The following is a 13,604-nucleotide window of genomic DNA, read 5'->3' as shown; positions in this document are numbered from 1 at the left end:
CCGCACGGCGATCACGGACGGCGCCCACCTCCGGTCGCCCGACCCGCGCCTGCGGAGGCGCGAGGCCAGGCACGCGCTCCTCGTGGCGGCGGCCGTCCCCCGGGTGGCGCCCGATTCGGTGATCAGCCACGTCCCGGCGGCGGTGCAGCACGGCCTCCCGATCTGGAACATCCCGCTCGACCGCGTCCACACCAGCCGACCACGACGATCCGGGGGGCTGCGCACGGGGCGGCTGCACGTCCACACCGCACCGCTCGGGGAGGTGGATTTCGCCTGGCCGGAGCTCGGCAAGGTGGGGGAGTCCGGTGGACGGCACCCCGGTCAGAACGTCCGTGCGGTCACCACGACGCTTGTGTGATCTACCGCTCGGGCAGAACCGGTGCGCGTCATGCAGGATGACCAGCGTGAGTGAACTCCAGTCGCCCCTCTTCGGCTCCGTCTCCGACGTGGCCGAGCGGCTCGCCGGCGTGGGGTACCTCGCCTCCACCGCCGTCGCCACCACGGTCTTCCTCGCCGACCGGCTGGGCAAGCCGTTGCTGGTCGAGGGGCCCGCGGGAGTCGGCAAGACCGAGCTGGCCAAGGCGGTCGCCGAGTGCACGGGGTCGGGGCTGGTGCGCCTGCAGTGCTACGAGGGCATCGACGAGGCCCGCGCGCTCTACGAGTGGAACCACGCCAAGCAGCTGCTGCGCATCACCGCCGGCCGCAACGACGAGTCGTGGGACGAGACGCGCGACGACGTGTTCTCCGAGGAGTTCCTGCTGCCGCGCCCGCTGCTCACCGCGATCCGGCGCAGCGACCCCACCGTGCTGCTCGTCGACGAGATGGACAAGGCCGACGTCGAGGTCGAGGGGCTGCTGCTGGAGGTCCTGTCGGACTTCCAGGTCACCGTTCCGGAGATGGGCACGATCACCGCCACGCGCCGCCCGTTCGCGCTGCTGACGTCGAACTCCACGCGCGAGCTGTCGGAGGCGCTCAAGCGCCGCTGCCTGTTCCTGCACCTGGACTTCCCCGACGCCGACCTGGAGCGGCGCATCGTCGCGAGCCGGGTGCCCGAGCTGGCCCAGAACCTCGTGGACGCCCTGGTCCGCACGGTGCGGGTGCTGCGCGGGCTGGAGCTGCGCAAGTCGCCGTCGGTGGCCGAGACCATCGACTGGGGACGCACGCTGCTCGCCCTGGGCCTCGACACCCTCGACGACGACGCCGTGCGCGCCACGCTGGGCGTCGTGCTGAAGCACCAGTCCGACGCGGTGAAGGCAGCCGCCGAGCTGCGGCTCAACTGACGCGGCGGATCCGGTCGGGCAGCCGCGGCGCTCCGCGCCGCACGCCGTCGGCCATCCGCGCCAGCACGTTCTCCTGCCGGTCGGTCCAGCGCAGGCCCAGCAGCTCGCGCAGCGCCGGGTCGAGCGTGCCGACCGCGAGGAAGTGGGCCACCTCCCCGAACGGCCGTCCCACCGCCGGCCACGCCCACCGCAGGCCCGATGGCCAGCGGGGCAGCGGCACCGGGCTGGTGCGCAGGACGTGCAGGAACGCGTGGACGGTCGGGTGGTTCTCCAGCACGTCCGCCGTCATGTGCTTCAGGTGGGGCCACACGGCGGGCTCGTCGGCGGGCAGGTGGTGGCGGCGGATGCCCAGCGCGTCACCCAGCTCGAGGAACTCGGCGTAGAGCCGCGCCTGGTCCACCGGCGGGCCGAACAGGCGCGACATCGTCACCAGCCGTTCGTAGAGCGTCAGGTGCACCCACGCGTACGCCTCGGGATGCAGTGCGCTGTAGCGGTGGCCGCGGTCGTCGACGCCGCGGATCTCCCGGTGCACCGCGCGGAGCCGCGCCCCCTCGGCGGCGGCCCCGGGACCGCCCCGGGCGAGCGTGAGCATCGAGTCCAGCGAGTGGAACAGCCGCCCCCACGGGTCGGCCCTGAACACCGAGTGCGCACCCACGCCCGCCCCGACGACGGGGTGCGCCACCTGCATCACCATCGACCCGGGCAGCACCATGATCAGTCGTCGGTCGCCCGCGAGCTCCCAGAGGAGGCCATCCTGCACGTCCCGATCGTCGCAGCCGCGAGGTCCGCCCGCGCCCCGGCCCGGCTCAGGTTCGTGCTGCGCCAGCCGCCCTCCTCGACCGGGCCCAACCGGGCCGCGATCGGGGCCAGCGCGCAGGACCGCAGCGGTTCGGGCAGCCGTTGCAGCGCCGGCACCGCGTCGGCCGAGAGCCCCGACAGGTACTCGACGTCGATGCGTCCGGTCGCGGCGTAGCGGTCGACGTTGTGCTCGGCGACGAACCGCTCGGGGTCGAGCACGGCCAGGGCCAGCAGCGCGCCGATCCCCGCGGCCAACATCCCGCGCGCGTACCGCACCGGTCGCAGCCGCAACACCGACACCAGCATCATGACGAACCCGGCGCCCAGCCACAGCTCGCAGGTGAGCACCAGCAGCCGGAGCACGGTGAAGCCGTAGACCTGCTGGTAGAGCCACATCCGGGTCAGCGCCGACGCGACGATGACGAGGGTGAGCCCGGCCAGCGCACCGAGCAGCCCGCGCGTCCACAGGGGAGCAGCCGGCGGGGCCCAGCGCGACCCCAGCACGATCACCAGCAACGACAGCACGGTCACCGTGAGCAGCTGCCAGAAGCCGCTGCGGGCGTACTCGGCGTAGGTCAGCCCGCTGGTGTCGCGCACGTGGGCGTCGAGCCCGAACAGGCTGGGCAGCGTCGTGGCGACGTAGAGCGCGAACAGCCCGGCGAGCAGCCCCACCGGCAGGCCCCACTCCACCGTGCGCAACCGGGAGACGCGCTCCGGTGGTGGAGGCGCCGTCGGTGGCGCGGCCAGCAGGAACCCGGCCCCGACCACCCCGGCCGCGCCCAGCCCGAACCGGACGACCCAGCCGGGCACCGCGCCCCCGTCGAGGGTCGGGACGAGGCCGGCCAGCACCTCGCCGAACGCCGGGTCGGCCGAGGCCAGCAGCGGCCCGAACACCGCGAGCAGACCCAGCCCGACCAGCAGCGACGCGACGAGCCGCAGCCCCCCGGTGGTCCGGCGCATCGCGCGAAGACCGCGACCCACCCAGAGCGGGCTGCGCAGCGCCCCGAGCGGGACGGCGACCGCGCCCCGGACGACCGAGCGGAACGACCGACCCGCCACGGCCAGCGACCCGGCGGCGCACGCGGCCAGCATGCAGAACCCGACGAGCCAGCCCGCGTCGCGCACCGCGGCGACCCCGGACAGCGCGACGGCCACGGGCATCCACGCGGTCTCGACGACCGCGACCCGGTGCGGCAGCAGCTCACCCGGCGGGCGCAGCGGACGCCAGCCGATCGCCAGGACGGCTCCCACCAGGAGCAGGCCCGTCACGAGCCAGCCGACGCCGTCGCGTCCGTCCGGGATCGCGACGGCCGCGCCCACCCCCGTCGCGGCTGCCACCCCCAGGAGCCGCCGGGACGGGGGCAGCAGCGGCCCCGGCCAGTGCTTCCCGAACACCGACACGGGCGGCGGGACGGGCTCGTGAACCATGCCCAGCTCGGCTGATCTCACCGGGGCGCTCACGGGAGCGTCACCCGGATCCGGCAGCCCGGCCCGCCGGTCTCGACGACGCCGATCCGGCCGCCGTGCAGGTCCACCACCCAGCGCGCGATCGCCAGCCCCAGTCCCGTACCGCCCCCGGCGGCCCGCTCCCCGCGGGTGAAGCGGTGGAACACCCGCTCGCGGTCGGCCCGCGCGATCCCCGGTCCCTCGTCGGACACGTCGATGACCAGCCCCTCTTCCCGGTGTCGGGCGTCGATGCGCACGGCGGAACCCGGTGGGCCGTGCCGTGCGGCGTTGTCGAGCAGGTTGACCACCACCTGGTGCAGGCGGTCGCGGTCGGCGTGCACCACCGCGTCGGGCGGGGTGACGTCCACCTGGAACCCGACGCCCCGGTCGGTGAGCGACACCTCCGCGACCGCGTCGGCCAGCAACGGGGCCAGCGCGAAGGGCTCGCGCTCGATCGCCAGCACCCCGGCCTCCATGCGGGAGAGGTCGAGCAGCTCGGCGACCAGCGTGCCGAGCCGCTCGGTCTGGGCCAGCGCGGTGCGCAACGTCGTCGGATCCGGTTCGGCGACCCCGTCCACGACGTTCTCCAGCACGGCCCGCAGCGCCGTGATCGGCGTGCGCAGCTCGTGGGAGACGTTCGCGATGAGCTCGCGACGGTGCTGGTCGGCGGCCTCCAGATCGGCGGCCATCCGGTTGAACGCCGCCGCGAGCGCGCCCACCTCGTCGCGGGAGGTGGCCCGGACCCGGCGCGTGTAGTCGCCCTGGGCCATCGCCCGCGCGGCCGCCGTCATCTCCCGCAGCGGGCGCGTCATGCCGTGGGCCAGGACCTGGCCGGTGACCAGCACGATCGCCACCGCGACCAGCGTGACCGTCAGCGGTGGCACCCAGCGGTAGGTGTACCAGAGGTAGGCCAGCCCGGCCGCGGCCGAGACCGCGTAGAGCACCGTGATCTTGAGCTTGATCCAGGGGATGCGGTCGAGCGGGCGAGGCAGGAGCTCCACGACGGTCATCCCCGCACCTCCAGCGCGTAGCCGACGCCGTGCACCGTCCGGATCAGGTCCGCCCCGAGCTTGCGACGCAACGCCTTGACGTGGCTGTCCACCGTGCGCGTCGTCGTGCCGGCGGCCCAGCCCCACACCTGCTCCAGCAGCACCTCCCGGGCGTGGACGTCACGCGGCCGTGCCGCCAGGTGGGAGAGCAGGTCGAACTCGATCGGCGTCAGGTGGGCGGGCTCGCCCGCGCGGGACACGCGGCGCTGCGCCGGGTCGATCTCCAGGTCGCCGAGCCGGACGGGCGTGCCGGTCGCGCCGGGCTCGGTCATCCGGTCGATCCGCCGGAACAGCGCATGCACCCGGGCGGCGAGCTCCCGGGGCGAGAACGGCTTGGTCATGTAGTCGTCGGCGCCCACGCCCAGCCCCACCAGGAGGTCGGTCTCGGCGTCGCGTGCGGTGAGCATCAGCACCGGGACCGGACGGTCGGCCTGGATGCGCCGGCACACCTCCAGCCCGTCGTAGCCGGGCAGCATGACGTCGAGGACCACGAGGTCGGGCGGGTCGGCCCGGACGCTCTCCACGGCGGACGGGCCGTCGTGGGCGATGTCGACGCCGAACCCCTCGGCGCGCAGCCGGGCGGCCACGGACGCCGCGATGGTGGGCTCGTCGTCGACGACCAGTACCCGTCGCTGTCTCCCGCTCATGGGGCGAGCGTAGGGGCGAGTTGTGCAGGTGGCCGGTGGTCGCTGTGGAGGTTCTGTGAAGATCGGATCCCGGCCGTCATGGAGATCGGCGGGCCCCCCGGGGCATCATGGGGACATGGCGACGGTGGAGCGGATCGGGTCGGAGCACGGGTTGTCGGGCCACCTGGTGGATTTCGTCTCCGCGCTGCGCACCCACGGTGTGGCCGTCGGCCCGGGCGAGACCATCGACGCCGCGCGCGTGCTCGGCGCGCTCGACATCATCCACCGCGAGCACCTGCGCGAGGGTCTGGCTGCGGCGCTGCTGCGCCGCTCCGGCCAGCGCGCCCAGTTCGACACGCTGTTCGACCTCTTCTTCCCGGCCGCCCTCGGCGCCGGCAGCTCCGAGGTGGAGGTGCCCCGCGTCGGTGACGAGAACGGGGACGCCGCCGACGGCCCCGTCGACGTCGACGCGCTGCGCGACATCCTCGCCGACCTGCTCCGCGACGGCGACGACAAGGCGCTCCAGGAGCTGGCCCGCGCCGTCGTCGACGCGCTGGGCACCTCCGGCGGGGCGGGCCAGGGCATCCGCGGGGCGGGCGGGCAGCCGAGCTGGTCGGCCTACCAGGCGCTGCGCATGCTGTCCCCGGAAACGCTGCTCGCCCGGATCATGGACGACCTGAAGGTCGCGAACCCGGACGAGGCCGGCGACTTCTCCGACGAGATGCGCCGACGCGAGATTCGCGACCGCATCGCCGCCTTCCGGAAGATGGTCACCGACGAGGTGCGCCGCCGTACCGCGGAGATGCGCGGCCGGGAGCAGGTGGCCAAGACCGCCGTGCCCAAGCAGGCCGAGCAGGTCGAGTTCCTCTCCGCCTACGCCGAGCAGCTCACCGCCCTGCGCCGCACCGTCCACCCGCTGGCCCGCCGGCTGGCCGCGCGCCTGGCGGTGCGCCGCAAGCGGGCGAACCGCGGCACGCTCGACATGCGGCGCACGCTGCGCCGCTCGATGTCCACCGGCGGCGTGCCGATGCGGCCCGCGTACAGGACGAAGCGGCCCGGCCGTCCGGAGCTGGTGATCCTCTGCGACGTCTCCGGCTCGGTGGCCGGGTTCAGCCACTTCACGTTGCTGCTGGTCCAGGCGCTGCGCGAGCAGTTCTCCAAGGTGCGCGTGTTCGCGTTCGTGGAGCGCGCCGACGAGGTGACCCACCTGTTCGAGCCGGGGGCCGAGCTGTCGGGCGTCATGCAGCGGGTGCTGCGCGAGGCCGATCTCACCGCGTTCGACGGCCACAGCGACTACGGCGGCTCGTTCGGCTCGTTCGCCGAGTTCTGGGCCGAGGCCATCACGTCCAAGACCTCGCTGCTGATCCTCGGCGACGCCCGCAACAACTACCGCGACCCCAACCTCACGGTGCTGCGCCGGCTGGTGGGCGCGGCCCGCCACGCACACTGGCTCAACCCGGAGCCGCGCAGGCAGTGGGGCACCGGCGACTCCGCCGCCCTGCGCTACGCCGACGTCCTGCCGATGCACGAGTGCCGCACGGCCGCCCAGCTGGCGGACGTGGTGGAGGCCCTGCTCCCGGTATGACCGATGTGGTTCTCCGGGTGCTCGGCCCGCTGCGCGCGGACGTCGACGGCCACCCGGCCGATCTCGGGGGTCGTACGCGGCGGGCCGTGCTGGCCCGGCTCGCCGTCGCGGGCGGCGAGGTGGTGTCCACCGACGCGATCGTCGACGACCTGTGGCCCGGTGAGGCCCCGCCACGGGCGCTGAGCGCGCTGCAGGTGCACGTCTCGCACCTGCGCCGCGCCCTCGAACCGCACCGGCCGCCCCGCGCCCCGGCCACCGTGCTGCTCAGCGTCCCGCCCGGCTACGCGCTGGCCCCGGGCTCGCTGGACAGCCTCCGGTTCACCGCGCTGCTCGACGCTGCGGCCTCTTCGGAGCCGCTCGTGGCCGTCCGGCACCTGCGTGACGCGTTGGCCTGCTGGTCCGGTGCGGCGTTCGCGGAGTTCGCCGCCGAGCCGTGGGTGGTGCCCGAGGCGGCCCGGCTGGAGGAGCTGCGGCTCGTCGCGGTCGAGCGGTCGGCGCAGGTGCGGCTGGCCCTGGACGACCCCGCCGCCGCCGTCCCCGACCTGGAGCGGCTGCTGCACGACCATCCGCTGCGGGAGGGTGCGGTGCGGCTGCTCGCGCTGGCGCTCTACCGCACGGGTCGGCAGGGCGACGCGCTCGCGGTGCTCGCCCGCGCCCGCCGGACGCTGGCCGACGAGCTCGGCGTCGATCCCGGCCCGGAGCTGCGCGCGGTGGAACGCGACGTGCTGGGACACGTCGACCACGTCCTGCCCCGGGCGGTGGCCGCGCCGGTCGTCCCGGCCGCGCCGGTGCCGGCCCCGTCGGACCTGGTCGGGCGCGCGTCCGAGCTGGCCCGGCTGCGCGCCGCCGCCGACCTGGCAACCGCCGGGGCGCAGGTCGTCCTCGTCGCCGCCGACGCCGGCGGCGGCAAGTCCGCGCTCGTGGCCGCGTTCCGGGCCGAGCGTGCCGGCGCCGGGTGGGGCACCGCGGTCGGCCGCTGCCCCGAGGTCGACGGGGCGCCGCCGGCCTGGGCGTGGCGCGAGCTGGTGGAGGAGATCCTCGCCGCGCATCCCGCCGCCACCGACCCCGACGGACGGCTCGCCGCGTTGCGCGCCGGGCCGACGTCCGCCCAGGAGACGTTCTGGATCGCCCGCGCCGTCGTCGACCTGCTGCGCGGGGCCGCCCGCTCCGGCCCGCTGCTGCTCGTGCTCGACGACCTGCACCGCGCGGAGGGGGAGACGCTGCAGCTCCTGCGTTCGGTGGTGGAGGGGTTGGCCGGGTCACCGGTGCTGGTCGTCGCCACGGTGCGGCCCGCGGAGGTCGGACCCGACGTCGAGGCCGCGCTCGCCGCGCTGGCCGACCCGACCGCCGACCGCATCGAGGTGGGCGGACTCGGTCCCGACGAGGTCCGTGCGCTGCTCGCCCGCCACGGCGTCGCCGACGCGGAGCCCGCCGTCGTCGCCCTCGTCGCGGACCGCACCGGGGGCAACCCGCTGTTCGTGCGGGAGCTGGCGCGGCTGATCGCCGCGGAGGGCATCGCCGCCGCCGGGCACGCCGTGCCGGCCGGGGTCCGCGACGTGCTGCGGCGCCGGCTGGCCCGCCTCCCGGGGCCGGCACAGACGGTGCTGCGCCAGGCGTCGGTGCTGGGCCGCGACATCGACGTCGACGTCCTGGCACAGCTCACCGCCGACGAGGACGCCACGCTCGACGCCCTGGAGCTGGGCGTCCTGAGTGGACTGCTGGCGGAGCCCGCGCCCGGGCGCGTCCGCTTCACGCACGCACTGGTCTGCGACACGTTGTACGCCGACGTCCCACGGTTGCGCCGCACCCGGCTGCACGCGGCGACGCTGGACGTCCTCGCGACGGCCAGGCCCGACGACCACGCCGCGCTGGCCCATCACGCGCTCGCGGCGGGGCCGTCCGTGCCGGCTGGGCGGGCGGCGGAGTACGCCGTCGCCGCGGCGGAGGCCGCCGACCGTTTCGGGGCCCGTCGCGAGGCCGCCCGCCTGTGGGGTGCGGCCGTGGAGCTCGCCGTCGGCGCCGGGGTGGGCGTCGAGCGGGAGGTGGCGTTGCGGTGCTCGCACGTCTCGGCCCTGGCCAACGCGGGTGAGAGCATCGCCGCGGTGCGGGCCCGGCGGGTGGCCGTCGACCGGGCCCGGGACCGGCCTTCGCTGCTCGTCCGGGCGCTCACCAGCTACGACGCCCCGGTGTCCTGGACGATCCGGCCCGACATGGGGGTGGACGACGAGCTGGTGGCGCTGATGGAGACCGCGCTGGTGGCCACCCGTGACCCCGCGACGCGCTGCCGCCTGCTGGCCGCGATGGTGTTCGAGCTGGAGAGCCACGACGACGAGCGGGTGCGCACGGCGAGCGCGGAGGCGATGGAGCTCTCGGCCGGTCTCGATGACCCGTTCCTGCGCTGCACGGCGCTCAACGCGCGGTTCTTCGCCGCTCTCAGCCCGGACCTGTGGCACGAGATGGAACCGGTCGGCACGGAGCTCGTGACCACGGCCCGCACGGCCGGGCTCGCCGGCTACGGGTCACAGGGCCACCACCTGCTGTTCATGGCCAGCATCTCGCGCCACGACCTCGCCGGCGCGCAACGCCACGCCGACGCCGCGATCGCGTCGGCCACCGGCGGCCAGCTCGGCCTGACGCTGGGCTGGGCCGCCATCTTCACGGCGCTGCAGGCACTCGTGCGCGGCGACCTCGACCGGGCCGAGGCCATGTACGCGGCGCTGAGCGCGCGGCTCGTCGCGGCCGGCGCGGTCAACGGCGACCTCATGGGCGTGGCCGGCCGGTTCGCCGTGCGCTACGCCCAGGGCCGCACCGCCGAGCTCGCCCCCGAACTGCTGGAACTGATGCCGCGGCTGCCCGTGACGATGGTCGACTACGTGGTGGTGGCCCTGATCGCGGCCGGGCGCACCGACGAGGCGAGAGCGCTCTGGCGCCCGGACGTCCCGCTGCCCCGCAACTACTACTGGCTGCTGTGGACGGTGCTGCGGGCGGAGATCGCCGTCGCCTTCGCCGACCGCGTCCAGGGCGCCCGCCTCCACGCCGACCTGCTGCCGTGGGCGGGCTCGTTCGCCGGGCTGTCGAGCGGGTCGATCACGCTCGGCCCCGTCGACCTCGCCCTGGCCGATCTCGCGACGCTGCTGGGCCGGCCGGCCGCCGAGCGGGAGGCGCACCTGCACACCGCCGCCCGGATCGCGCGCGAGATCGGCGCCATCCACTGGGAACGCCGGGCGCTGGACGCCCTACGCACCTGACAGCGCTGGGCCCGTGACAGCACCGCGGTCGTGACGCCGATCAGCCGAACACGAGCCGCTCGCGGCGCCGGTGGCCCGGGCGCATCAGCCGGGCCAGCACCGCGGGCACCGGCCCGGCCACGGCCCGCATGTGCGCCCACTCGTCCGGGCTCGCGACGTCGGCCATGCGGGGCAGCACGAACTGCGCGCCCGGCCCCTTGCGGCGCACCTGCTCCTCGATGCGCGTCCACTCGGCCGCCGGGACGTAGCGCTCGATCACCGGGAACAGGCCGGACTCCTCCGCGTCGAGGTGCTCGTCGATCTCGTCGCGGACCCGGGCCAGCCGCTGCGCCAGTTCTCCCGCGGCCGGGCCCCGGGAGCCGGTGGGGGCCGTGGTCAGGCCCCGCACGGCGGAGCGCACCTCGTCGAGCAGCGGGTCGAGGGCGTGGTGGTCGTCGGTGAGGACGGCGAGGTCGACGGAGCCCGCGGCGTACCGGGCGATCACCGGCCAGGCGATCTCGTCCTCGGAGGTGTGGTGGTGGTGGATCTCGTCGCACAGCGTGTTGATCCAGGTGGCGATGGCGGCGGCCCGGCGGTCGGTGCAGCCGCTTGCGCCGGCGGCGATGCGCCCGGCGACGTCGGTCAGGCGGTGCAGGTCGGTGCGCATCATGCGGTGCGCGAGGGTGATGCCGAGCAGGTCGGGGCCGTCGGTGCGGGTGGTGGTCACAGTGGGTTCCTCTCGTCGGGAGCACCACCGTCGCCGAACCCGCTTTCCGCCGACTTGCTCCCCACTTCCTCAGCTGTTGTCGTTGCGTCCGCCGAACCGCCCCAGCACTCCGAGGTCGCCGGTGACCGGCAGGTCGGCCGCCAGGCGCCGGCCGTGGAGGGCGAGCAGAAGCCACCGGTGAGGTACTCCTCGATGCCGTCGGTGGCCACCACGGGGTCCAGCGCGTGCTCGCGCCCGGCCGCCCGTTCAGCGTCGCCACGGTGCACGCGCGCGGACCGGCTCGCAGGTCGGCGGTGAGCTGCCCGTCGGCCGGACGTCCGGTGCGCACCTCTCCGTCGGGATCCTGCAGGCGTCCACTCGGACATGTCGGCACCCGCGCGGCGGGGTTGCCCTCCGCGGCTTCGGCGAGCGCCACGCTCCCGGCCGCGGTACGGGCGAACGGGTCGTGGTCGGCGATCAGCCGTAGTCGGTCGTGGTGCCGACGGTAGCGGCGGCCACCGACAGAACCCTCTTGACCGGCCGGTCAGTCAAGGAGTAGAACGGGGGTGTCTTCAGAAAGAGGGAGGTGGTCTCCGTGACCAGCAAGGCATGGACCCGCTGGCAGGACTGGGCGGCTCTCGTGATCGGCGTGCTCGCGGCGCTGTCCCCGCTCGTGGTGGCGACGTCGGCCGCGGCCGCGTGGGCGCTCGTGGTGCTCGGCGTGCTCATCGCGGCGGCGGCGCTGTGGTCGCTGGCGGCACCGGGATCGGTGGCGAGTGAGTACGCGCACGTCGTGTTCGGTGTGCTGCTGTTCGTCTCGCCGTGGGTGTTCACCTACAGCGACCTGAGCGGGGCCGCGTGGACATCGTGGGTCGCCGGTGTGCTCGCCGTGATCGTCGGTGGAACGGCCGTCCCGGCCGCCTCGGCCCGGCACCGGAGCATCGCCGGTCAGAACTGATCCGTCCCGAACCGTGGCCGCGACGCTCCTGCGCCGCGGCCACTCTGCGTCCGCTGGAGTGAGCATGACCGAGGAACCCGCCCGCGAGCGCATCCTGACCGCGGCCGAGGAGCTGTTCGCCGAGGCCGGCTTCGACGCCACGCCCACGTCGCGCATCGCCGAGCGCGCGGGCGTGCCGAAGGGGCTCGTGCACTACTACTTCACGCGCAAGCCCGACCTGCTCGAGGCGCTGGTGGAGCGCCTGCCGGAGGAGTGCATCCCCACCGAGCAGGTGGTGGTCGCCGGTGACGTGGGGGAGAGCCTGCACCGGCTCGTGGACGTGCTGGACCGCACGCTGGAGCGTTCCGCCACGCTCTCGCACCTGCTCTGGCGCGAGGCCGACACCCACCCCGCCGTGCTCGACGCCCTGCAGGCCCGTTTCGGCCGCATCGTCGGCCAGATCCGCGCGGTGATCGCCGCGGCGCTGCCCGCCGGCGGCCACCCCGACATCGAGAGCGCGGCCCACCTCCTCGCCCTGGCCGTCAGCTACCGCCACTCCACCGCCCGGCACGCGGAGAGCGCCGGGCTGCGCCGCGAGCTGGACTTCATCGCCGCCGCCCTGACGTGATCGTCACCGAACCCCTTGACGCCGATCGGCGCCATCGCCACTGTCAGCCGGTAGAAGTTCGAACGCCTGTTCGGTACTGTCGGCGGGATGACCGATCTCGCCTGGCAGCCGCCCGACGTCCTGGAGCTGGATCTCGGCGGTCCCCGTCGCCGGCATCTGGCCGGGGGAGCGTGGGTGGACGTCCAGCCGGGCTGGTGCCACGACGCCGACGGTCTGTTCGCCCGGTTGCTCGCCGGCACGCCGTGGGGCCCGCAGCGCACGGTGCGGATGTACGACCGGACCGTGCCCGAGCCGCGTCTCACCCACCGGTGGTCGCTCGACGACGCCCCGTCCGAGCTGGCCGCGATGGCGCGGGAGCTGTCCGGCCGCTACGGCGTGGCGTTCACGCAGGTCGGCGCCAACCTCTACCGCGACGGCGCCGACAGCGTCGCCTGGCACGGCGACCGCGTGGCCCGCGAGCTGCCCGAGGCCGTGGTGGCGCTGGTGTCGCTGGGTGCGGTGCGCCCGTTCCGGCTGCGCCCCACCGGAGGTGGGGAGAGCGTGTCCCTGCTGCCCGGTCCCGGCGACCTGCTCGTGATGGGTGGGTCGTGCCAGCGCACGTGGCAGCACGCGGTGCCGAAGTGTCATCGGGTGTCCGGCCCGCGCATCAGCGTGCAGTTCCGGCACGCCTACGGGCACTGAGTACTCTCCGCTGGTGCATCGCAAGATCGGCGTGATGGGCGGGACGTTCGACCCGATCCACCACGGCCACCTGGTGGCCGCCAGTGAGGTCGCGGACCGGTTCGGCCTCGACGAGGTGATCTTCGTGCCCACGGGGCGCCCGTGGCAGAAGGTCGACCGCGTCGTGAGCGAGGCCGAGGACCGCTACCTGATGACGGTGGTGGCCACGGCGTCCAACCCGCGGTTCACGGTCAGCCGTGTGGACATCGACCGCCACGGCCCCACCTACACCGCCGACACCCTCGCCGACCTGCACCGCCAGCTCCCCGACGCCGACCTGTTCTTCATCACCGGCGCCGACGCACTGGCGCAGATCCTCTCGTGGCACAAGATCGAGGAGCTGTTCGAGCTCGCGCACTTCGTGGGCGTCACCCGGCCCGGCTACGAGCTCACCGAGGAGCACCTGCCCGACGGCGCCGTCTCGCTGGTGGAGGTGCCGGCCATGGCGATCTCGTCCACCGACTGCCGGTGGCGCGTGCTGGAGGGGCACCCGGTCTGGTACCTCGTGCCGGACGGGGTGGTCCAGTACATCTCCAAACGCAACCTCTACCGCCCCCGAGCGGAGTAGGCCTCCGGCTGCTGCGAGCCCGCCGACCGATGAG

Annotated in this window: 13 protein-coding genes; 8 read left to right on the top strand and 5 right to left on the bottom strand. The window is 74.7% G+C overall.

Features of this window, described 5'->3' with window-relative positions:
• Nucleotides 1-103 precede the first annotated feature (103 nt).
• On the top strand, nt 104-358 hold the full coding sequence (locus BGP03_RS08270) for a hypothetical protein (protein WP_296370867.1): 255 nt from the start codon (nt 104-106) through the stop codon (nt 356-358).
• A 37-nt stretch (nt 359-395) separates the two neighbouring features.
• Nucleotides 396-1,280, top strand: coding sequence for a MoxR family ATPase (locus BGP03_RS08265; RefSeq protein WP_296370866.1), 885 nt, complete (start codon nt 396-398; stop codon nt 1,278-1,280).
• On the opposite strand, the gene BGP03_RS08260 is transcribed toward BGP03_RS08265, so the two are convergent.
• The 4 genes from BGP03_RS08260 to BGP03_RS08245 are packed head-to-tail and all read right to left on the bottom strand — an operon-like array spanning nt 1,273 to nt 5,220.
• Entirely contained in the window at nt 1,273-2,040 is a 768-nt protein-coding gene (locus BGP03_RS08260) for an oxygenase MpaB family protein (RefSeq protein ID WP_298798586.1), read from the bottom strand. The genes BGP03_RS08265 and BGP03_RS08260 overlap by 8 nt on opposite strands.
• Nucleotides 1,995-3,539: a DUF4173 domain-containing protein gene (locus tag BGP03_RS08255; RefSeq protein WP_298798588.1), complete on the bottom strand. Its 1,545-nt coding sequence runs from the start codon at nt 3,537-3,539 to the stop codon at nt 1,995-1,997. The genes BGP03_RS08260 and BGP03_RS08255 overlap by 46 nt, the downstream gene beginning before the upstream one ends.
• Nucleotides 3,536-4,534, bottom strand: a complete 999-nt coding sequence (locus tag BGP03_RS08250) for an ATP-binding protein (protein ID WP_298798590.1) — start codon at nt 4,532-4,534, stop codon at nt 3,536-3,538. The genes BGP03_RS08255 and BGP03_RS08250 overlap by 4 nt, the downstream gene beginning before the upstream one ends.
• Complete coding sequence (locus BGP03_RS08245) at nt 4,531-5,220, bottom strand: response regulator transcription factor (protein WP_296370862.1); 690 nt, start codon at nt 5,218-5,220, stop codon at nt 4,531-4,533. The genes BGP03_RS08250 and BGP03_RS08245 overlap by 4 nt, the downstream gene beginning before the upstream one ends.
• 115 nt (nt 5,221-5,335) lie before the next feature.
• Here BGP03_RS08245 and BGP03_RS08240 point away from each other — a divergent pair, with 115 nt between their 5' ends.
• The gene (locus tag BGP03_RS08240) at nt 5,336-6,784 is read left to right on the top strand and encodes a VWA domain-containing protein (RefSeq protein WP_296370861.1); all 1,449 of its coding nucleotides are present in this window, start codon (nt 5,336-5,338) and stop codon (nt 6,782-6,784) included.
• The gene (locus tag BGP03_RS08235; protein WP_298798594.1) at nt 6,781-10,032 is read left to right on the top strand and encodes a BTAD domain-containing putative transcriptional regulator; all 3,252 of its coding nucleotides are present in this window, start codon (nt 6,781-6,783) and stop codon (nt 10,030-10,032) included. Before BGP03_RS08240 ends, BGP03_RS08235 begins: the two co-directional genes overlap by 4 nt.
• Nucleotides 10,033-10,072: 40 nt before the next feature.
• Here the strand turns inward: BGP03_RS08235 and BGP03_RS08230 are convergent, their stop codons facing one another.
• Nucleotides 10,073-10,738, bottom strand: a complete 666-nt coding sequence (locus BGP03_RS08230) for a hemerythrin domain-containing protein (RefSeq protein ID WP_298798596.1) — start codon at nt 10,736-10,738, stop codon at nt 10,073-10,075.
• Between the two features lie 565 nt (nt 10,739-11,303).
• Between BGP03_RS08230 and BGP03_RS08225 the strand changes: the two genes are divergently transcribed.
• From BGP03_RS08225 to nadD, 4 genes are all read left to right on the top strand, one after another.
• Nucleotides 11,304-11,675 (top strand): SPW repeat protein, encoded by a 372-nt coding sequence (locus tag BGP03_RS08225; protein ID WP_296370857.1) that lies wholly within the window; start codon nt 11,304-11,306, stop codon nt 11,673-11,675.
• 64 nt (nt 11,676-11,739) lie between these two features.
• Nucleotides 11,740-12,282 (top strand): TetR/AcrR family transcriptional regulator, encoded by a 543-nt coding sequence (locus tag BGP03_RS08220; protein ID WP_296370856.1) that lies wholly within the window; start codon nt 11,740-11,742, stop codon nt 12,280-12,282.
• 87 nt (nt 12,283-12,369) lie between these two features.
• The gene (locus BGP03_RS08215) at nt 12,370-12,963 is read left to right on the top strand and encodes an alpha-ketoglutarate-dependent dioxygenase AlkB (protein ID WP_296370855.1); all 594 of its coding nucleotides are present in this window, start codon (nt 12,370-12,372) and stop codon (nt 12,961-12,963) included.
• Between the two features lie 10 nt (nt 12,964-12,973).
• Nucleotides 12,974-13,570, top strand: a complete 597-nt coding sequence (gene nadD / locus BGP03_RS08210) for a nicotinate-nucleotide adenylyltransferase (protein WP_296370959.1) — start codon at nt 12,974-12,976, stop codon at nt 13,568-13,570.
• Nucleotides 13,571-13,604: the final 34 nt, after the last annotated feature.

The sequence above is a fragment of the Pseudonocardia sp. 73-21 genome (assembly GCF_001899645.1).
Lineage (GTDB): Bacteria > Actinomycetota > Actinomycetes > Mycobacteriales > Pseudonocardiaceae > Pseudonocardia.
Note: the sequence above shows the minus strand (reverse complement) of the source record. Positions and strands in the feature narration are given on the sequence as shown.